The organism is Pseudoalteromonas sp. GABNS16E (assembly GCF_028598715.1).
GTDB classification, from domain to species: domain Bacteria; phylum Pseudomonadota; class Gammaproteobacteria; order Enterobacterales; family Alteromonadaceae; genus Pseudoalteromonas; species Pseudoalteromonas atlantica.
The window spans coordinates 1-20,613 of record NZ_JAQREZ010000012.1 but is presented as its reverse complement, the minus strand read 5'-3'; the positions used below and the strand labels follow the sequence as shown (position 1 = coordinate 20,613).

The 20,613-nt window shown below is 40.5% G+C and carries 22 protein-coding genes; 7 read left to right on the top strand and 15 right to left on the bottom strand.

Annotated elements, in window-relative coordinates; translation table 11 throughout:
* Positions 1-159: 159 nt before the first annotated feature.
* From lpoB to PSI06_RS07145, 3 genes are read right to left on the bottom strand one after another with little or no spacing between them, the layout of a single operon-like run.
* Positions 160-777, bottom strand: coding sequence for a penicillin-binding protein activator LpoB (gene lpoB, locus PSI06_RS07155; protein ID WP_096041853.1), 618 nt, complete (start codon positions 775-777; stop codon positions 160-162).
* A gap of 11 nt (positions 778-788) precedes the next feature.
* Positions 789-1,214: a YcfL family protein gene (locus tag PSI06_RS07150; protein WP_024032667.1), complete on the bottom strand. Its 426-nt coding sequence runs from the start codon at positions 1,212-1,214 to the stop codon at positions 789-791.
* 8 nt (positions 1,215-1,222) lie between these two features.
* Positions 1,223-2,587: a COG3014 family protein gene (locus tag PSI06_RS07145; RefSeq protein ID WP_004587770.1), complete on the bottom strand. Its 1,365-nt coding sequence runs from the start codon at positions 2,585-2,587 to the stop codon at positions 1,223-1,225.
* Positions 2,588-2,970: 383 nt separating this feature from the next.
* On the opposite strand from PSI06_RS07145, the gene PSI06_RS07140 reads away from it, so the two are divergent.
* On the top strand, positions 2,971-3,843 hold the full coding sequence (locus PSI06_RS07140; protein WP_054982394.1) for a DMT family transporter: 873 nt from the start codon (positions 2,971-2,973) through the stop codon (positions 3,841-3,843).
* A gap of 64 nt (positions 3,844-3,907) precedes the next feature.
* Here the strand turns inward: PSI06_RS07140 and PSI06_RS07135 are convergent, their stop codons facing one another.
* The 7 genes from PSI06_RS07135 to PSI06_RS07105 form a co-directional block, all read right to left on the bottom strand.
* The gene (locus PSI06_RS07135) at positions 3,908-4,594 is read right to left on the bottom strand and encodes a M15 family metallopeptidase (RefSeq protein WP_273603320.1); all 687 of its coding nucleotides are present in this window, start codon (positions 4,592-4,594) and stop codon (positions 3,908-3,910) included.
* Positions 4,594-5,724, bottom strand: coding sequence for a succinyl-diaminopimelate desuccinylase (gene dapE / locus PSI06_RS07130; RefSeq protein WP_273603319.1), 1,131 nt, complete (start codon positions 5,722-5,724; stop codon positions 4,594-4,596). The genes PSI06_RS07135 and dapE overlap by 1 nt, the downstream gene beginning before the upstream one ends.
* Entirely contained in the window at positions 5,724-6,068 is a 345-nt protein-coding gene (locus tag PSI06_RS07125; RefSeq protein ID WP_054982397.1) for an ArsC family reductase, read from the bottom strand. Before PSI06_RS07125 ends, dapE begins: the two co-directional genes overlap by 1 nt.
* A gap of 4 nt (positions 6,069-6,072) precedes the next feature.
* On the bottom strand, positions 6,073-6,570 hold the full coding sequence (locus tag PSI06_RS07120) for a PTS glucose transporter subunit IIA (protein WP_273603318.1): 498 nt from the start codon (positions 6,568-6,570) through the stop codon (positions 6,073-6,075).
* The gene (locus PSI06_RS07115; protein WP_273603317.1) at positions 6,571-6,960 is read right to left on the bottom strand and encodes an ACT domain-containing protein; all 390 of its coding nucleotides are present in this window, start codon (positions 6,958-6,960) and stop codon (positions 6,571-6,573) included. It lies immediately after the preceding gene.
* Between the two features lie 226 nt (positions 6,961-7,186).
* On the bottom strand, positions 7,187-9,346 hold the full coding sequence (pta, locus tag PSI06_RS07110; protein ID WP_273603316.1) for a phosphate acetyltransferase: 2,160 nt from the start codon (positions 9,344-9,346) through the stop codon (positions 7,187-7,189).
* Positions 9,347-9,348: 2 nt separating this feature from the next.
* Positions 9,349-10,563, bottom strand: coding sequence for an acetate kinase (locus tag PSI06_RS07105; RefSeq protein ID WP_126008737.1), 1,215 nt, complete (start codon positions 10,561-10,563; stop codon positions 9,349-9,351).
* A 300-nt stretch (positions 10,564-10,863) separates the two neighbouring features.
* On the opposite strand from PSI06_RS07105, the gene yfbV reads away from it, so the two are divergent.
* Positions 10,864-11,310: a terminus macrodomain insulation protein YfbV gene (gene yfbV, locus PSI06_RS07100; RefSeq protein ID WP_024034026.1), complete on the top strand. Its 447-nt coding sequence runs from the start codon at positions 10,864-10,866 to the stop codon at positions 11,308-11,310.
* Between the two features lie 132 nt (positions 11,311-11,442).
* Here yfbV and PSI06_RS07095 read toward each other — a convergent pair whose 3' ends face one another.
* The 3 genes from PSI06_RS07095 to xthA are packed head-to-tail and all read right to left on the bottom strand — an operon-like array spanning position 11,443 to position 13,699.
* Positions 11,443-12,243 (bottom strand): putative RNA methyltransferase, encoded by an 801-nt coding sequence (locus tag PSI06_RS07095; protein ID WP_273603314.1) that lies wholly within the window; start codon positions 12,241-12,243, stop codon positions 11,443-11,445.
* Positions 12,240-12,887 (bottom strand): energy-coupling factor ABC transporter permease, encoded by a 648-nt coding sequence (locus PSI06_RS07090; protein WP_273603313.1) that lies wholly within the window; start codon positions 12,885-12,887, stop codon positions 12,240-12,242. Before PSI06_RS07090 ends, PSI06_RS07095 begins: the two co-directional genes overlap by 4 nt.
* A gap of 5 nt (positions 12,888-12,892) precedes the next feature.
* On the bottom strand, positions 12,893-13,699 hold the full coding sequence (xthA, locus tag PSI06_RS07085; protein ID WP_248530949.1) for an exodeoxyribonuclease III: 807 nt from the start codon (positions 13,697-13,699) through the stop codon (positions 12,893-12,895).
* Between the two features lie 242 nt (positions 13,700-13,941).
* Here xthA and PSI06_RS07080 point away from each other — a divergent pair, with 242 nt between their 5' ends.
* The 4 genes from PSI06_RS07080 to rluB all read left to right on the top strand — a co-directional run bounded on the left by PSI06_RS07080 (position 13,942) and on the right by rluB (position 16,724).
* Entirely contained in the window at positions 13,942-14,373 is a 432-nt protein-coding gene (locus tag PSI06_RS07080) for an exonuclease III (protein ID WP_273603312.1), read from the top strand.
* Positions 14,374-14,594: 221 nt separating this feature from the next.
* Positions 14,595-15,116, top strand: a complete 522-nt coding sequence (locus tag PSI06_RS07075; protein ID WP_004587784.1) for an EF-hand domain-containing protein — start codon at positions 14,595-14,597, stop codon at positions 15,114-15,116.
* A gap of 151 nt (positions 15,117-15,267) precedes the next feature.
* On the top strand, positions 15,268-15,858 hold the full coding sequence (scpB, locus tag PSI06_RS07070) for an SMC-Scp complex subunit ScpB (RefSeq protein ID WP_273603311.1): 591 nt from the start codon (positions 15,268-15,270) through the stop codon (positions 15,856-15,858).
* Complete coding sequence (gene rluB, locus PSI06_RS07065; protein ID WP_004587786.1) at positions 15,855-16,724, top strand: 23S rRNA pseudouridine(2605) synthase RluB; 870 nt, start codon at positions 15,855-15,857, stop codon at positions 16,722-16,724. Before scpB ends, rluB begins: the two co-directional genes overlap by 4 nt.
* 227 nt (positions 16,725-16,951) lie before the next feature.
* Here the strand turns inward: rluB and PSI06_RS07060 are convergent, their stop codons facing one another.
* Positions 16,952-17,698, bottom strand: a complete 747-nt coding sequence (locus PSI06_RS07060; protein WP_004587787.1) for a YciK family oxidoreductase — start codon at positions 17,696-17,698, stop codon at positions 16,952-16,954.
* 227 nt (positions 17,699-17,925) lie between these two features.
* Here PSI06_RS07060 and PSI06_RS07055 point away from each other — a divergent pair, with 227 nt between their 5' ends.
* Positions 17,926-20,355, top strand: a complete 2,430-nt coding sequence (locus PSI06_RS07055; RefSeq protein WP_273603310.1) for a VolA/Pla-1 family phospholipase — start codon at positions 17,926-17,928, stop codon at positions 20,353-20,355.
* A gap of 42 nt (positions 20,356-20,397) precedes the next feature.
* Here PSI06_RS07055 and PSI06_RS07050 read toward each other — a convergent pair.
* On the bottom strand, positions 20,398-20,613 hold a 216-nt coding region (locus PSI06_RS07050), incomplete at its 5' end, for an integrase core domain-containing protein (RefSeq protein WP_273603309.1).

Below are 20,613 nucleotides of genomic sequence, written 5' to 3'. Positions count from 1 at the left end.
GTATACCAATGCGAAAAATACTTAAATATTTTGGGGCTAAACGTGTCACTACCAGTGTTAAAAATTCTCATTTAAAACAAATAAATAGCAATTTTTCCTAGCTATCAACGCGTTTACCCAGCCTCAAAATAGATAAGTTAATTAAGCTAATTGGTACTATTACCAACCAAATGTCGATTTTTCTTTCGTTTTACGAATTTCAGTTTCGTCTGCCCACTCGACTAGGCCGCTTTGCATATCCATTAAGCGCATTGTAAATTTGTAATACACATCTGATTTATCAGCATTTGATTTAACAATGCTCGATAAGTTGCCGTACAACATGTATTGCGCACCAATTTGTTTACCAAAGGCAACTGCGGTGGCTGGGTTTACAAGGGCATCTTCGTTTTGAAAGTTAAGCTGCTCACGTACTGATTCAACACGCGTCATGTCAACAAAACGAAACTTACCGCTGCGCAACAGTTGCGTAGAGATTGAGTCGGTAATAGATTCAGTGTCTATGTGTTCACTGGTTTTATTTTTAATGCGCTCAACAAATACCACAGGGCGTTTGTTTTGGGTCATTGTGCCAATAACCGGCGAGCTAAGTAGTGAGTCGGTCATTTGGCTGGCTACTTTTTGTAAATCGGTAGAGCCAAAGTTTATATCGGTGGTTTCTACTGCTTGCGCGTCGCCATAACTAACTACGGCTTTATTGGCACAACCGCTTAAAATGATTGCGCTCAGGCCAATAACTGCATAACTCGATAACGTTTTAAATTGTGTAGTGATCATCTTTATAACCCTTATTCTTTGAATTCTTGTGCGTCGGTAGACACTTCTCTTACAGCGAGCGAAAATGTAACCGCATCCGGTGTTGGCGCTAAGCCGGGTAATTGTGTTTTAGAAAAACCAAACAGTGTTAAGGCTTGCCAAGGTGAGTGGTTTCCTTTAATTACAAACCCGTCTTTGTCGTACCAATTAAACTGATACTGCAAATACTGCGACTTTTTATATTGGCTGCTTAGTGTTACTACCACGTCGGTTAACTGGTTTGTTTGGCGTGTTTTAACATCGGTAATGGCAAGCTTTTCACCTAGAGCAGGATTATCAACATGTAACTGCTCGTTAAATGTATTTTTGCTTTGCTCAACCGAAATGCCTGATGTATCAGGTTGGCTTGCACATGCCCCAAGCATTAATGCAGCCACTAATGGCAAAGTATATTTCATGATGACTCCTAGAGTTGAACCACATGGTAGTTAAAATAGTTATTAATAGAGGTTAGGTAAATTAAGGTTAACCCTTGCTTACTAACGGTAAAATTAATAGGCGCATGGTTGCCTATTAAAAGTGTATGCGACCCTGCATTTAAACTGCTACGAGCCATGCTTATTTGATTAGGTAAAGTAAGCCAGCTGCGTGTATCGGCCTGCTCAGACGCCAAATTATAAATATTAGCAATGATATTGCCTACATCACCTGTGCTACGTGCAAGCTCTGCGCGCACTTTTTCTTTGGCTACTAAGCGTAGTACTTGCCTAGATACGCGAGCCGGTATTTGTTGCTCTAATGTTTTAGCCGCTAATGCTTCTATATGCACTAATGGGTTGAGCTCTAAATTCTGCGAACCTATATTTACGCCATTAATATTAGCTATAAACGCATTATCTTTATAAACCGGCATTGCTAAACTGTAAAAACGCGCATCGCCACCTGAGGTATAAATAGGCAAGCGTAATTTAAATTCATCTTGTTTAGGCACTAAGCCTTGTTCAACCAATATAACCACTTCACCGTGATTAGCACGAAGGGGCTTTAATGGGCTAAAGCGGCGCTCAAACTCTTCTAAATCTTGGTTAAAACCTTGCTTTTTAGCTAATCGCATTACATCTTGCTGTAAGTAGTGATTGTCAGGTTGAATCTCTAATGCTTTTTTATAATCAATGTAGGCATCATCGTATTGTTTATCACTTTGGTACAACAGCGCAGATAAATAAAACGTAAAGGCATTTTGAAAACCATTTTTAATACCGCGTGTCACATTACTCATACTTGGGTAATGCTGTTGTGCTTGCTCTATTGTGTCGTTTATTTGTGTTTTATTATCTGCAAGCGCATCGACTTGTACTTTGTTAGCACGACGTATTTCAACCAAGGCGCCTTCTAAATCACTGTTGTATACATAATTAAGTGCTTTGTAGCTATGTAGCATGCTCATTTCATATGCCGGTGGTACATAGGTAATGGCAGAGTCGTTAGTAAATAAGGCATTACTTTGTTCAAGCCCTGCACTTAATTGAATTTTTGCTGCTTCTCGTTTTGTTTGTACCTGGGCGTATACGTTTTCAAATTGTTGTTGTGAAAGACTTTGCTCGTTAGCAAGGTCTTTTAAACGGGCTTGCTCTAATTGGTTAAGTAAATAGCTACTATGTAACTTACTATTGTTGGCAATAAGTGATTGAGCCTGTTCAATATTGTTATTTTGAATTGCGTTTCTTACAGGCGTCATTTGGCTTGCATAGTCGTTAAATAAATCATTAAAGCCTATGGTGCTGCATCCACTTAATATAAAACAAACACTTAAAATTATACTTTGGCGCACTGAGCACTCCTATATAGTTAGGTTTTAAAGATTAACATACTCTGGTTTTGGATTTGTGTGAAATAGTGTAAAAAAGCGTAGCCTACTTTAGGGCATATAGACCTGTGAGGATTTAAAAATTATTCTCCCTAAGGTCAGCGCGCGTTAGTTAAATTACGTGTATTTAAGGTAGGCAAATCATCATGAATAGCTTGTGAATACCAGAGGATAGACGCTTAATTACAGCAATTTAGCAGTATATAAAGTTATAATGCTGCGAATAAGGTTAGAGTAATTACAACAATGCCGCTTTACAGCTAAATGGCTCAGCTGTTTAAATACAGAGCTGGCTGAGCAAGCCAATTTAAAGCATCTCATTATAAGGTTTTAGTTAAGGAGCGATTTTGAAAGCCACTTTATACACCCTCGTTGCATTAATAGCCTTTGCGGCAAATTCTTTACTTTGCCGTATGGCGTTAGCGCAAGGTTATATTGATGCGTGGAATTTTACAATTATCAGGCTCGTAAGTGGTGCCGTGTGTTTAGGCTTAATTATGGCTGTATACACGTATAACCTTAAGCGTAAGGGGGCGCTTAATGACGCTATTTTAAGTGATACCGGAAGTTGGCGAAGCAGTATTAGTTTATTGGTATATGCACTTTGTTTTTCTATTGCTTATATAGAGCTAGATACAGGCACCGGTGCGCTTATTTTATTTTCAGCGGTGCAACTTACCATGATTGGTTGGGGCATATATAAAAAAGAGCAGCTAAGTAAATTGCAGTGGGGGGCTTTTTTTGTCGCGTTAGCTGGGTTTGTGTATTTAATGTTGCCCTCTGCCGCTGTGCCTTCTTTGTTAGGGGCATCGCTTATGGCGTTAAGTGGCGTTGCATGGGGCGTTTACAGTATACGCGGTAAAGCGTGTGTATCGCCGCTGCGGACCACCGCGTTTAACTTTATAAGAAGCTTAGTGGCTATTCCTGTTTTATTACTTGTAGCAATAGGCTATTTAAAAACAGTAAGTATGCAAGGGGTGTTACTAGCGTGCGCCTCGGGCGCCATTGCATCAGGCATTGGTTACAGTATTTGGTATGTGGCCATGCCGCTACTAAAAAGCACGCAAGCGGCGGTTGTACAGTTATGTGTGCCTGTACTAGCTGCTATTGCTGGTATGTTGTTTTTATCTGAGCAGGTAACAGTGGAGTTTATTATTGCAAGCTCACTAATACTTGGCTCGGTATTGGTGTTTATATTAAATAAGCATACAGCGCGGTAATACCAATAAAAGTTGCCACGTTTTATCAGTACTGATGGCTTTTAAAGTGAATGTAAGCCCGCTATTAAGGCGGGCTTACATTTGTTATAAAACGTTTATATAGCGCGGGTAAATTATCTAAAATGGCTGACTTACCCTCTAAATCGCTGTTGCTTATACATTCGTAAAGCATCGCTTCGCTCAATGTGTTTACTAACCGCTGAGATTGCTTAATATGGCTAATATGCCAAAGCTCAGGTGCTACGCCGCCTAAATCTTGTTTGTAGGGGCGATAAAAACCATATTTAGCTAGATTTTTATCAAGCCACTGACTGAGTGGCGCAAATGGCCCCCCATGTTGGTATTCATCAGGGGTAAGTTGCAGCTTATAGTCATCGTTAATTGCAGCGGTATCATACACATCAAGGTCGGTACCTAAATGATGCCGACTAGCCCCTGGCAAGGCAGAGTAGAGCATAATAGCCGTGCATTTTTCCAGCTCATTTAGTTGGCTTAAATCCACTATCTGTTGCTGTTTATTAAAAACAGGGCGTATACCTAAAAATTTGTTATTCCAAATCATAGCTTGGCGATTAAAATCGCGAAAACTTGAGGCAATAGTCAACTCAAAACCAGCATTTTTAGCGCCATTTTGCAGGGCTAAAAAGTCATCAATAATATCAGTATGTAACCGATGCGATTGAATCTCAGTGAGGTGTGTATCACTTTGTCCAGTGATACACATTGCTAATGTATTGGTATCGAATGCCATTAGGTTAACAATTGCTCTAAAATTTGCTCGTAAATATCAGCTAAAGCGATTAAATCATCGGTGCTTACACATTCATCTACTTTATGAATAGTGGCGTTACGCGGGCCTAGTTCAATCACTTTTGCTCCTGTTTGCGCTATAAAGCGCCCATCTGACGTACCCCCGGTGGTTTCGAGGTTAGTGGTTAACCCCGTGACAGATTTAATCGCATTTACGGTGGCATCAACTAACGGGCCATGCTCGGTTATAAACGGCAAGCCGTTTACTATCCAGCTTAATTCGTAGTTTAAGTCATGCGTTTGTAAAATAGCATTAACCCGTTCTTGCAGTTGCTGATGAGTTACTTCGGTACTAAATCTAAAATTAAATTGCACCTCAAGCTCGCCTGGTACGACATTACCGGCTCCCGTGCCACCATTTATATTTGATACCTGGAAGCTGGTTGCGGGGAAAAATTCATTGCCGTTGTCCCACACTGTTTGGCTAAGTTCAGTAATGGCGGGGGCAGCCAAATGAATTGGGTTTTGTGCTAAGTGGGGGTAGGCTACATGGCCTTGCACACCTTTTACTTTTAAAAAGCCAGTAAGGGAGCCACGACGGCCATTTTTTACTACATCACCGAGTACATCGCGCGATGAAGGCTCACCCACTAAGCACATATCAATTTTTTCGCCGCGTGCTTCAAGCGTATCTATTACTTTGGTTGTACCGTTGATAAAGGGGCCTTCTTCATCAGAGGTAATTAAAAATGAGATAGAGCCTTTATGATCAGGATTTTTAGCCACAAAGCGCTCAGTAGCAACAAGCATTGCTGCCAGGGAACCCTTCATATCAGCCGCGCCTCGGCCATGCAGCAAACCATCTTCAATTAAGCCTGAAAATGGCGGGTGCTGCCAGTTTTGTGCAGGTCCTGTAGGGACTACATCGGTATGGCCTGCAAAACAAAAGTGTGGCGACTCATTTCCTTTTCGGGCCCATGTATTGAGTGTATCGGTAAAAAATAACGACTCAATATTAAAGCCTAGGGCTTTTAAACGCTTGTTCATCATTGATTGGCAACCCGCATCTTCAGGGGTTACCGACTCGCGCTGAATAAGCGCTTGTGCAAGTGCAATTACTTCATGTGTCATTATTTAAATATCTCATCGTATTGCGCAGCTTTAAAACCTAAGTGGTAGCTGTTGTTATTAACAAGCACTGGGCGCTTGATCATAGCTGGTTGCTCTACAAGTAATGTTATAGCAGTGTCTTTGCTTAGGTTTTGCTTTTGCTCATCACAGAGTGCGCGATAGGTTGTGCCACGCTTATTAACTAATTGCTCCCAGTCAATATGCTCAGCAAATTCGCTTACAAGCTGCTCGTTCACACCGTCTTTTCGGTAATCGTGAAAGGTAAAATCTATGTTGTTGTCGGCGAGGTATTTTTTGGCTTTTTTAATGGTGTCGCAATTACTAATGCCGTAAAGAGTGATCATAGGTTTAGTTCTTCTTAATAATAGTTAAAAGGGGGTCTACACCCGCATTTACTCGCGTGTGTGAATAATGAAAAGTGCCTAAGTTATGGCCATTTAATAGCACTAAGCTGGCCAGTAAGGGCGATTTAAGTTCGCGTAAATCAAAGTAAGCTAAGCGCTGCCCTTTGCTTATTTTGCTGCCATTTAGCTGCGCAATATGTGTGTGTGTAATAGGCTGCTGCGCCGGTAGTGACAAGTTAATGAGAACCTTTAAACCGTTATTTGCTTGGAGAATAAATTCACATCCTGCATTTTTAACCTGCAGTAGAGTGCCATCAAAGGGCGCTAAAATTTTGTGATTACTTAATGCAACCAACATAGTTGGCCCAAGGGTAGAAAATTTAAAAAAGGGCTCAGGGTGCAGGTTCAAATCAATGATTTTGCCGCTAAAGGGGCTGGTAATTTTTAATGCGCTGGCGGGGAGTTTATTTTGCGCTAAAAACTCGATAGAGGCTGCTCTCATTTATTGATCTACTACCAAATTGTAGCCATCGTTTTTAAGTGCAGTGATGGCTTGCTGCGCAGTGTGTTTTTTTACCAAAATATAATCTGTGTCGTAGGTTGAGATGGAAAAAATAGAAATATTAGCCTTTGCAAGCACGCCAGATATATTGGCCATAATCCCCGTTAAAGAAAACCCCAACGGGCCAACCAATTCAAGTGCTTGCCAATCAGGCTCTGTATCTAAACACTCAATAGCAAAATGACTAGGGCAAACAATAGAAAGCTCATCGTGAGTTTTAGAAATAAAAAATAGGGGTAATTTTAATAGCGCTACAGGAATGTCTGCATCCACTTCTAAACTATGAATTGACAACAGCGTGCTGTGTAATTGTAATGTTTGTTTTGACATTAATAACCTGCAAACAGCGTATAGAGTCAGTTAATAGTATAGATTATTGGCTTTAAATTAAAGGTGTAACAGCCACTAAAATAAAGGCTGTGTGACTGTGGGTAATAAGGATTTAAAACTTACCCACAATTTCTGTGGATAAGTATGGGAATTGGTAGGTATAAATAGCCTAACTAATTAATTAATATGTAAATATTAGCTAGGCTATAAAAAGCACTAGTTTGATTTAGGCGTTTTCGAGCGCTTCAACTTGAGCTGCTTGAATAGCCGTAAGTGCAATGGTGTACACTATGTCATCGACTAATGCGCCACGGCTTAAATCGTTAACGGGCTTTCGCATACCTTGTAGCATAGGCCCTATGCTGATTAAATCGGCACTACGCTGTACGGCTTTGTAGGTAGTGTTACCGGTATTAAGGTCTGGGAAAATAAATACCGTAGCTTTACCGGCTACTGGGCTATTGGGTGCTTTTTTAAGAGCAACATTTTCCATAATCGCAGCGTCGTATTGCAATGGTCCATCAATAATTAAATCTGGACGTTTTTGTTGGGCAATTTTAGTGGCTTCACGCACTTTTTCAACATCGGCGCCAGAGCCAGAAGTACCTGTGCTGTAGCTTATCATGGCAACACGTGGCTCTATGCCAAACGCAGCTGCAGAATCGGCTGACTGAATAGCGATATCTGCTAATTGTTCTGCATTAGGGTCAGGGTTAATTGCACAGTCGCCGTATACCAGTACTTGGTCGGGCAGCAGCATAAAAAACACAGACGATACAAGTGATGACCCTGGAGCGGTTTTAATTAACTGCAGCGGTGGACGAATTGTATTAGCTGTTGTGTTAACAGCGCCAGATACTAAGCCATCGACTTTACCTTGCTCAAGCATCATAGTGCCCAGTACAACATTATCTTGTAATTGCTCTTGTGCTACGACTTCTGTTAAGCCTTTGCTTTTACGAATTTCGACCATAGGTGCAACATAGTCGTTAATCACCGATTTTGGCTCAACAATACTTACATGTTCGTTAAGCTCAATACCTTGTTGCTCGGCAATACGCATTATTTCATCGCGATCGCCAAGTAATACTGTTTTTGCAATACCACGTTGTCCACAAATAGCCGCGGCTTTAATAGTACGCGGCTCATTTCCTTCAGGAAGCACCACTGTTTTAGCCGCTTTACGGGCTTTATCAGTAAGTAAATAACGAAACGCAGGAGGAGAGAGCTTACGTGTTTTACCAACATTTTTTGCAAGCGTATCAAGCCAATCAGAATCGATATATTCTGCGTTGTGATCTTTTACTTTTTCAATACGTTGGTCATCATCGCTTGGTACTTCCATATTAAAATTATGCAGTAGTAATGATGTACGCCAAGTATCGGCCTCTGTGGCTAAAATAGGCAAGCCTGTTTGCATTGCTTGTTCACACAGCGCCATTATACGCGGCTCTGGTTCAAAACCACCGGTAAGTAAAATAGCACCAATTTTAGTGCCGTTCATGGCCGACAAACACGCAGCGACCAAAATATCTGAACGGTCGCCTGGGGTGACTAATAATGCGCCCGGTGTAAAGTGGTTCAAAATGTTTGATACGGTGCGCGCACAAAACGTAATACGGCGTAAGCGACGGTGTAGCATGTCGCCTTCGTTAATAATGGTGGCTTTTAAATACGCGCTTAAATCTTTAACGCGCGGCGCAACTAAATCAAAGTCCCATGGGATGGCGCCTAACAGCATAAATGGGTTTTTTCTAAAAATAGGTAAAGAAGCTAAACGGTTTAATTCGTTATCGAGCTCTTCTGCTTTGTATGAATCGACCAAATCAGCGCGGGCGCGGCCTTCTTCATCAAGCGGGGCATTCACTTTGTTAAAAATACAGCCTAAAACACGCGGGTGATCAATGCCACCATAATACCCAGCAGCAATTTCTAAACGGTCTTCAATTTGCGTAATGGTGTAATTACCAGGGGTTAATACAAATACAATATCGGCACCCAGAGTTTGGGCTATTTCGCGGTTTACACGCCCTGCATAAGGTTGGCGGCGAGTAGGCACCATACCTTCAATAATAGCCACTTCGTCATCGTTAATTTTACTTTCAAAGCGCTCTACTATTTCTTCAAGTAAATCATCGCCTTTACCATCGCCAATCATTTGCTCTGCATAGCTTAATGCAAAAGGAGTTGGTGGGGTAATTGATGAGCCTTGCATAATAATTTGAGTTGATTTTTCAGGGCCTGTTTCACCCGTACGTGGCTGGGCAATTGGCTTGAAAAAGTTAACTTTCACGGTTTTTTGCTCAAGCGCACGCACTAACCCGACAGAAACAGATGTTAAACCTACACCCGTAGAAACCGGAATTAACATAATACGACGTGCCATAATTAAAGCTCCTTCACTATGTTAGCGGCATCAAGGGCAATCACCCATTCTTCATTAGTTGGCATTACAACCGCTTTCGTGGTCGCGTTGTCAGAGCTAATAATGCCTTCATTACCAAATCGCGCATCTAAGTTGGCTTGTTTATCGCAATCTAAGCCTAAAAACGCCAGTTGTGTGATTACTTTTTCGCGGATAATATCTGAGTTTTCGCCTATTCCACCGGTAAAAATAAGCGCATCTAATTGCTGTAATGGCACCATGTAGGCGGCAATTTGTTTAGCAAGGCGGTAGCAAAAAATATCAAGTGCAAGGGCGGCTTTTTCATGGCCAGCTACAGCGGCTTCTTCTATGGTTCTGCAGTCGTTAGACAGTTCACTAATACCTAACAAACCACTTTCTTTATTCAGTAAGTTGTCGATTTGTTTTGCATCATAATTAAGTTGTGTCGTTAAAAAGTTAAATAAACCAGGGTCGATATCACCACTGCGGGTGCCCATTACTAACCCAGCAAGCGGGGTTAAGCCCATGCTAGTATCTACACTTTTACCGCCTTTAATTGCACACACAGAACAACCATTACCTAAATGCGCACTAATAAAATTGCTTTGCTCAACAGGCTTATTAATTAATTTAGCGGTTTGGCCTGCTACATAATAGTGGCTTGTGCCGTGCATACCGTAACGGCGAACACCGTGCTCTGTGTATAGCTTGTAAGGGAGTGCATATAAGTAAGCTACTTTATCCATGGTTTGATGAAATGCAGTGTCAAAAACAGCAACCTGTGGCAAACCAGCAAACGAAGCCTGCGCTGATGAAATACCCAGTAAGTTTGCATGGCCATGTAAAGGGGCAAGACTTGAAGCATCTGAAATACCCGCAATGACTTTTTCATCTACTAATGCAGATTGAGTAAAGTGCTCACCACCGTGAACAACACGATGGCCTACGGCAATTAAATGCTCATCTAAGTGGTGATCTTTAATTAGGCTCACAAGCGTATTAATGGCTTCACCATGCGCTTGATTAGCAGCTAAGGTGATAACGGTTTTATCACCTTGGTATTTATATTTAATAGATGGATTTTCTGAACCTAGGCGTTCAGCTAAGCCCGAAATAATTTCATGACCGTTATCAGCATCAATAATGGCAAATTTTAAACTCGAACTACCACAGTTTAATACTAAAACGTGTTGTGATTTAGAGGGCGTAGTTGGCATAGATACAGTTTCCATAAACAATAAATTTAGTAAGTGTACGTTAAGATATGAACAATACACTTAAGGTGCAAATTAAAGGTAAACTTAGCCACCATATAGGTGATAAAAAAGCGACTAAAGTCTAATTTATAAGATGAGTATTTTAACCCAGTTAATAAATTTAGTTTAGTGTTTAGTTGCTTATATATACAAAAACAATAACTTTTACTGCTAAAGTGTGAAGCTATTTATTTGTGTTACACTTACAGGCAGTGGCAAGCAGGCGCTACGGGTTTAAAAGTTTAGATGTGAGGAGTCATGATGCAAAAAAGTGTGATGTCACAATTACAAACGGGTAGGGCATATGCAAAAAAATGGCCTATGCGTAAAGAGTTAGCACCGTTGTTTAACGAATTTAAAGTAATTAAGGCAACCGAGCTGGCAATTACTGTAATGCCAATATTAGCCATGCTTACGTTATTTTTTCAGCTTAACTATTTAGGCCCCGATTTTTTACCGCAAGCGATTGCCAGTGCATTGTTTTTTTTATCGTTGCCGTTACAAGGCTTGTTTTGGTTAGGTAAGCGAGCAGAAACACCATTAGAACCGAGCATGCAAAAATGGTACAACGAGTTATATACCAAAATGGTGGCAAATGGCTACCAAGCCCAAATAAGCGAAAACAAGCCCCGTTATATGGAACTTGCACACTTATTAAAAGACATGTTTGATAAAATGGATAAAGCGTTTACTAAAGAGCAATTTTAGAGCGCGTTTATCTATAACTGTATGAGCAGAGCGCACGCTTTGCTCCATTTATTTATAACACTCCCTCTGGCATATGAGCTAACTCAATTTACCCTATCAGTAATTTCCTCACAAACACTCGTTATTAAAACATCAATCGGCTTTACTAAACTCAGTAATGTAAAACGATAGGGTGACGCTTTGGGCGCCTTTTTCTTCAAGAGTTTGCCAATGTTCAGGTCTAAATTTCCACGCAAATGGTGTCATCATTATTAAATTTTTAATATCTGAAAAATTAAGCGTAACCTGCTCTGTAATGAGCTTTTGATCTGCTTTTATAAAGCCGCTTGGCGTGTCAATTTCAGTGTGTTTTGCTACATCTGCATAAATATATTCTTTAAGCTCTTTTAAATGCCACGGCCCAGGGCTTGCAACTACTAATGTGGCATTTGGCGCTGCTAAACGCGCCAGCTCTTGCTCAAACAAAGGCGCAAAAACACTCAGCAATACTTCAGCAGTGCCTGACTTAAAAGGCGCTTGGCTAATTGATGCAACGCTAAAATGACATTGTGGGTATCGCTTTGCTGCATATTTTACGGCTGATTTAGAAATATCGACGCCGTATACCTGCGCCTCTATTTTATCGGCAATGGCATGAGTATAAAATCCTTCGCCGCAGCCTAAATCTATTAGTACGCTTGGTTTACGCTCACTAATCATATTACTTAATGCGCGCTGTAAAAATGCGTAAAAGCCTTGCTCTAAAAAAGCACGCCTTGCTTGTACCATTTCAAGCGAATCACCCGGTTGCTTTGAGTTTTTGTGTTGCACCGGTAATAAATTTACATAGCCTTCTTTGGCAAAGTCGAAGGTGTGATTATTGTCACATCGAAGTGATGAATTATGTTTTAAAAGTGCGTGGTTACATAAAGGGCATTGGTATTGCAGACTCATGAGTCTAGGTAGTCCTTATCATAAAAAGTTTTGACCCAGTGTGGCCGATAAGTGATCAAAAGCGTAATGGCCATACCGTTAAGGATTGCCTCAGGAAACCAAATGATAGCACTTAGGTATACGTAATTATCTGCCAATTCTTGCCAATTATATTGCCCTATAAGCAAATAAAACAAAGCCCCTAAGCTTATTTTTAGACATGCAATAAAGCCTGCCAATATAAAAGAGCACACAAAAATATAAACAAAAAAGTGACGCGGTAAATACTGATAACTCATTATAAAGCCAAGGTAGCTTAATAATGTAGGAATAAATGCACCAAACAGTATTTGCATGGGCAAAAGATTAAGATCAATGTTTGCAAAAGCCGCCAATAGGGCACTGGCTAGCAGGCTACTTAAAATAGCAAGGCGCCACCCTAAAATTAGCGTTGCGGCAGTTACACCTAAAATGTGTAAATCAAGACCGCTTAAAATACCCGCTTTAATTTGCCATAACATGGCAAATACTAACGCACACGCAAGCACCCCTATTTGCCGTGCAGGCGTATTATAAAGTGCTTTATAGGTGTTTTTTTCTACGCTTATAAAGGTAATAATTAAAACAAGGGCCCAAAGTAGCCCTTGCATTTTAAGCGTTAACATAGCAATTATTTAAAGGTTGACCAAATAGGCGCATGGTCAGAGGGCTTTTCTATGCCGCGTAATTCGTAATCTATGCCGGTATCAATACAGCGCTCGGCAAGGGCATGGGTAGCAAGTACAACATCAATGCGTAGGCCACGATTATCTACAAACCCTTTAGAGCGATAATCAAACCACGAGTATTTGTCGCTTGTTTCAGGGTTTTGCTCTCTGAAGGTATCTTTAAAGCCCCAATTTAATAATTTAGCAAGCCATTCGCGCTCCTCTGGTTGAAACGAGCACTTACCTGTTTTAAGCCAGCGTTTAGCGTTTACTTCACCAATACCAATATCTAAGTCGGTGGGCGAAATATTGATATCGCCCATAACGATAACGTCTTCATCGGGCGTGTGGTTTGTTTCTAAATGGGTCATTAAATCTTTGTAAAACTGGCGCTTATAAGGGAATTTTGTTTCGTGATTTATATTATCGCCTTGTGGGAAATAACCATTCATTACCGTTAGGTCGCGGCCATTTTCTTGCTCAACTGTCACACTTATCATGCGTTTTTGTGCTTCTTCAGTGTCGCTGGCAAAACCTTTTAAGACCGATTTAGGCTCATTTTTGCATAACATTGCCACACCGTAGTGCGCTTTTTGACCATGAAAATAAACGTGGTAACCCATTTTTTGTACGTCCTCGAGAGGGAACGCCTCATCATGAACTTTAATTTCTTGCAAACCAATAATGTCTGGCTGGTGTTTATCTATAATTGCTTGTAACTGGTGTAAGCGAGCTCGCAGACCATTGATATTGAAAGAAATAACCTTCATAAAATTTACCTTTAATTAGACTCTGTTTTTTATAACTAAATTGTATCAGCAAATAAGCCTACATAACATGCTCGAAATGAGAAAATGGCTGCGCAAATGTTGATCAATTGGTGCGTAAAGTTTAAACATTGTAAATGCTTTATTAATTATTTAAATAAATAAAAAATTCAATTGATCTCGTAATTATTGAATATATAATGCGCAAAAATTACTTGTTTAGTCGTTCAAATAGGATCTCTCTCATGAAAACACAATTACTTTTAGCTACTGCTTTATTAGCCTCTGCGTCTGTATCAGCAAAAAGCAACACTTACTTTAGCCAAGATAATAAACTTGAATCTAAATTATGTGTATTAAGTGCAAATAAAGGCTTTAGCGCAGCGCGTAAAGAAGCAGCACAACACGGTGTATACTTATCGCGTTTTTCTAAAAGTGTTTTATGTAATGGTCAAGATATTCGCGACATTGCTAAAAAAGTAACGTCTAACCAAGCTGCTGAATCAAAAGTTGAAGTGTTTGCAAAAGATGCACACCAAGAAACACAGTTATGTATCACAGCGTTAAAGCAAGGCCTTGCGCCTGTTCGCCAAAAAATTGGTAACTTAAACTCATTAAAGTGTAACGGACAAAACGTAACTGAATTTGTAAAGCGTTACCAAAACGCAGCAATCTAATTGCGCGGTAACATGTAGATTAAAATAATGCCCAGTTTGTACTGGGTATTTTTTTGCAAAAATTACAAGGTATGCAGCAATCATTGCAAAGCTAAGTAATTGATTAATGTATATAAAACAAGCTAAATACACGTAACTTATTGATTGTTGGCGGCTTGTGCACTTTGGCATTGGACTTGTATTAGTTAAAGTGACATTTACTAACTACAAGGATACGTCTTATGAAAAAGTTAACACTCGCAACAACTATTTTAGCTTCGTTAAGTTTAGCCGCATGTGCCTCAAACCAAGGCCTTGAAAAAATCGATAGCGATTTTGCAAGTTTAGATAACGACAGTGATGGTTATATTTCAAAAGTAGAAGCAGATGACGATAGCATCTGGGGCCACTTTTCAAATATTGATACCAATATGGATAACGAGATCAGTCGTAAAGAATTTAACACTTACATGCAGTTAAATACCGGTAAGGTAGCGACTGACAGCGAAGTAAGTGAGTCGGCATTTAAAGCTAAAATAGCTAAATTTGATAAAATCGAAAATGATTTTAGAAGTTTAGATAACGACAAAAATGGTTACATCTCAGTAGAAGAAGCTGACGATGATGATATTTCAAACCATTTTGGTTACATGGATGGCAACAATGATAAACGCATCAGTAAAGGTGAGTTTAAAGGCTACATTAGCAAATACGGTAAAGCCGTTGCTGAAGATGATGCACTAAAGCATTATAAAAACAGCTAATATTAGCTAAATACGCTACACATAAGAGCCAGCATTAATTGCTGGCTTTTTTGTGCATTTAATTTGTTTTAAAAGCAGATATATTTTCCCCCTTTTGCGATGTTCTGTCATAATAGATGGCTACGTATTTTAAAGGGCAAAGCAAAATATTATGGCGGGTCGTCGAATTAGTGATGAACAATTAATTGAGATCATTGAAGCGGCTATATTTGTCGCAGACAAACCTTTTAGCAAACGCCACTTAAAAGATACTGTATTGGCTGATTTAGCTATTTCAATGTCACGAATTAACACTGCAATAGACGCTATACATACCCACTATCAAACACGTGGCATTAAGCTAGTTGAAGTAGGCAGTGGCTATCGCTTTCAAGCGTGTAGTAGTTTAAGCCCTTGGCTTAGTAATTTATGGCAAGAACGGGCACCTAAGTACTCTCGCGCACTACTAGAAACATTGTCGTTAATTGCCTACAGGCAACCAATAACGCGTGGTGAAATGGAGCAAGTACGAGGTGTAACAACCGGATCAGCAATTATTAAAACCCTCCTTGAGCGAGAGTGGGTTAAAGTAGTAGGGCATAAAGAAGTACCTGGTAAACCAGCGCTTTATGCAACAACAAAATTATTTTTAGATTATTTTTCGTTAACCGGTCTAGATGAACTCCCTGCATTGCCAGCGCAACAGGAAAGTAAAATAAACCAGTTATTAAGTGATCCTTCTGTGAGAGAACCATCCGAATGAGTATTCAAGGTGAAAAGTTACAAAAAGTCCTAGCCCGTGCAGGGGTAGGCTCACGACGTGAAATGGAAAAATACATTGATGCAAACCGCGTTAGTGTTAATGGTAAAGTGGCTAAATTAGGTGACCGTGTTGAGGAAACAGACTTAATACGTGTTGATGGCCACAGCGTAAAAATTGAAGAAAAAGCCGACCGTATTTGTCGTGTAATTATGTACAACAAGCCAGAAGGGGAGTTAAGTACACGTAAAGACCCAGAAGGACGTCGTACTGTTTTTGACCGTTTACCACGCATAGACGGTGAGCGTTGGATTGCTGTTGGTCGACTAGATATTAACACGGCAGGTTTAATGTTATTTACCAATGATGGTGAGTTAGCGAACCGCTTAATGCACCCAAGTTATGAAGTTGAGCGTGAATATTCAGCCCGTGTATTTGGTGAAGTGACCAATGAAACCATTAAAAACCTAACGCGTGGCGTAGAGCTTGAAGATGGTCCTGCTAAATTTTTAACGGTTAAATCACTGGGTGGTGAAGGCATTAACCGCTGGTACAATGTAACCCTAAACGAAGGACGTAACCGCGAAGTTCGCCGCTTATGGCAATCTCAGGATGTAGAAGTATCGCGCCTTATTCGTATTCGTTACGGAAAATTAGAGCTAGATAAGCGCCTTCCTCAAGGTGGTTGGGCTGAACTTGATTTAGAAACCGTTAACTATTTACGCAAAACCGTTAAATTAGGCCGCGAAACACAAACTAAACTGTCGGTTATGCCTGAAAAACGCAAAGACAAGCGTGCTAAAATTAACCAAATTCGTAAAGCGGTTAAAAAGCATAACCAACGTGTTAAGCAAACTAAGCGTAAGTAATACTAACCCGTAATAATACTTAATCATTTTGCGGGGCTAAACGTGTCGCTACCTAGGTAAAAAAATGCTCATTTAGCACAGCTAAATAGCGAATTTTTTGCCTAGCGATCAACACGTTTTTCTAGCCTTAAAATAGATAATTTAATCAAGCGAATTGGTCTAATTACAAAAAATCATCGACAAAAAAGCCGCAATGTATGCGGCTTTTTTATTATTAAAAATGTAGTTTACTTTTTTTGTTGCGCATCGAGAGATTCACCGTTTACATCGCTCGAGTCATCACTCATTAAATATAAATACGTTGGCATTAAATCTTCTGGGGTAGCAAGCTTATCGCGATCCTCCCCTGGGTACGCTGATGCGCGCATAGAGGTACGCGTTGCGCCAGGGTTTATACAATTTACACGGATATTGGTTTTACCTACTTCGCAGGCCCATGTTTGCATCATGCCTTCAACTGCAAATTTAGATATTGCATAAGGCCCCCAAAATTCACGCCCTTTACGGCCAACGCTTGATGAAGTGAAAACAATAGAGGCATTTTCTGATTTACGCAGCACAGGGAATAGCGCTTTGGTGATCATTGCTTGCGCAGTAACATTCACTTTCATGATGTTTTCAAATGTAGAAGAGCAAAAGTGCTCAAGTGGCCCGAGCGAACCTAAAATACCGGCATTATTTAATAAGCCGTCTAATCGGCCAAATTGACTTTCGATTGTGGCTGCTAAATCGCGGTAGTTTTGTTTTGTCGCGCCTTTTAAGTCCATTGGCACAATAGCAGGCTGAGGGTAACCAGCATTGACAATCTCATCGTAAACGCATTCGAGCTTATTTGTTGTTTTACCAAGTAAAATAACTGTCGCGCCATGCTTTGCGTAGGTAATTGCTGCTACGCGGCCAATACCATCGCCGGCACCTGTAATTAAAATTACTTTATTTTGAAGTGCATTTGGAGTTGCTTGATAAGTTTGCATATAAATACCAATTTATAAAATTTTTTTGATTTTAACATAGCAAATCGTCAAGTAATCGAATTTATTGAAAATTTAGGTGGCGGAATTATAAACTTTACGTTAAGTTTAACTGGTCTAATGTCTCATTAATAAACTGATTACATTGTTTTAACTTTACTACACTGATTAAACACACTTACTTTGAACGAACACACTATAAAAATAAAGATATGTGCGGAGCCAACAATATGAAAAAAATGCTACTCTCACTCTCGGTTACAGCTGCGTTAGCAGGTTGTGGCGGCGGAGAAACATTAGAAGATGTTAAAAACGATACTGCAACCATAATACCTAATGCCACGGTGACCTTTGACCCTGCGAATGGGGTTTTATCTGTCCCTAACGATTTATTAATGAGCGGCACTCAAGACGGCACAATTAATATTCCAGGTGAATTAGACGATGAGAACGTCTCTGTGCCTCGCACTGCTTATGCAGATCCGCAATTAGCGCTAGGTGCGTTAGATGGCTGGTCATCGCAAGTGCCTTACAAAATTGATTTAACTTTCCCTACAGGCGTATCGCTTGATGAAACCTCTGCAGCGTCGCCTGGTACAGTAAGAATTTTTGAAGTGGTTATGGGCGCAAGCTTAACTGACGCAGAATGTGCTGTTGTTACAGCTGGTTCAGCGTGTAAATTGGTAGGTGAATTAACCTACGGCGTAGACTTCATTTCTCAAGCCTCTGGCGATGCAGTTGCTATTATCCCATTAAAACCTTTCACACCAGGAAGTTCTTACATAAATGTATTAACCACTGGATTAAAAGACTCTCAAGGGCGTTCTATTCAGCCTTCTTCTACTTACGCTTCTGTAAGTGAAGAAGCGCCATTGATTACAGATGCTCAGCTTGGTCTTCAAGCGGCAGTAAATAGCTATGAGAATGTGGTTGTAAGCTCAGGTGATATTACAAAAGATGATATTATATTTTCTGCTGCTATGACCATTCAATCAGCAGGTCCTGTGCTTGGCACAATTAAAAACTTACTGGCAGCTAGCTTACAAAATGATGCTTTGCCAACACCAATGGTAAGTGTACCTGAACAAGCAATGGTAAATGTGCAGCAAGTCTTTGCAGCTGCGGGTGTTAGCGTATCGGATGCGTTCTCTGGTGTGCAATATTTAAAAGGTAGCGTTATGTTACCTATGTATTTAGGCACCCCAACAGGCACTGAAATAAGTGATTTAAATGATACATATTGGCAAGGTATGTGTGACAACGCGGTAGCTGTTTTAGGTTACAAAGCTGCAGCTGGCGAAGCTTTCCCTGCAGAGCCAATTAGCGATAATGATGGGCTTTGTGCTGCGTTAAGTGACGGACAGTTGCGTGATTTAGGTTTAGACACTACGCGCCACTTAACTAAGTATAACTCAATTCCTAAAGTGCAAAGCATGGCGAATGTGCCAGTGCAAATAACCAAACCTATTTTACCGGTTATTAATTTTATTCGTGATTCACAAGGTCTTGATCCAATTGAAATGCCAGAAACTGGCTGGCCAGTTGTTATTATGCAACACGGTATAACAACAGACAAAGAAAGCATGTTGGCGCTAACTGCACAACTTTCAATTCAAGGTTTTGCCACAGCGGCGATTGACCATCCTCGCCATGGTGAGCGTGGTGTAGATGTTGATGCTGATGGGACAGATGACTTTAATGCGACAACAGGTTCAGTACTAAGTTACATGAACTTAAACTCGTTGTTAGTGGCTCGTGATAGCTTGCGTCAATCATCAGCAGATTTATTAGGCTTACGCTTAGGTTTAAACTTTATTAATGATGAGACAATTAATGCACAAGATGTAACCTATGTAGGGCATTCTTTAGGCTCTATTGTTGCACCTGCATTTATAGCTCAGGCTAATACTCCGCTTGCAGATACAGTTGACCCATTATTTAAGGTAAACACGGTAGCACTTGCCAGTGGCGGTGGCGGTATAGCAAGCTTTTTACTTGAATCGGCTGCGTTTGGGCCATTTATTCAAGGCTCTGTATTGTCGCAAGCGGGTACAGCAGAATCGCAAGAGTTTAACGAGTTTTTACAAGCGGATGCTATTTCAAACTGTGGTACATTATTACCAGATATGGAAGCGTTTTTAACTTGTGGCTATCAGGCGTATGTAACCTCACTTACTACGGCAGGGGAAACTACAAAGCTTGCTAACATTCAAGCGGTAATGACCGAGTTTGCTTTTGCAGCGCAAACAGCACTTGATAGCGGAGACCCAACAAATTACGCAGCAGCGGTAAATGCATTAGGTACACCTGTATACACTAATGTAGTTGTAGGCGATGGTGCAGATAACAAACCAGACCAAGTTATTCCGCCAGCGGCAGCAAATAACCCTATATCGGGCACAATTCCGTTAGCAACATTAATGGGGCTTGAAACAGTAAGCACTTCACAAGCACTAAGTGAAACCCCGGCGAGTTATTTGGTGAAATTTACAAAAGGGCACCATGGCTCAATTTTAACGCCAGCACAAGACGACGCCCAAGCGGCAACTGTTGAGGGCAGTGCAGCAGCAAACGCTGAAATGCAGCTCCAAGTAGCTACTTATTTAGCTGCACGCGGGCGTATGTTATTAGTCAGTAACCCAGAGGTTGTGACTGATTAATCAGCAAATACCTTTGTCCCGTCCTGAAATAGGTTGACGGTTTTAATGAAAGACTTGGTGCGAAAGCGCCAGGTCTTTTTTATGCACTTGATTTGGTGTTTTCATATCCAAACTTAAGTGCGGTCGCATTGCATTGTATATAAATATCGATTCTTCAACGAGCTGTTTTAACTCTGTCATATTGCGACATTTATACAGTAAAAACTCTTGCTTTAATATCCCATTAATACGCTCTGCTAATGCGTTTTGATAACAGTC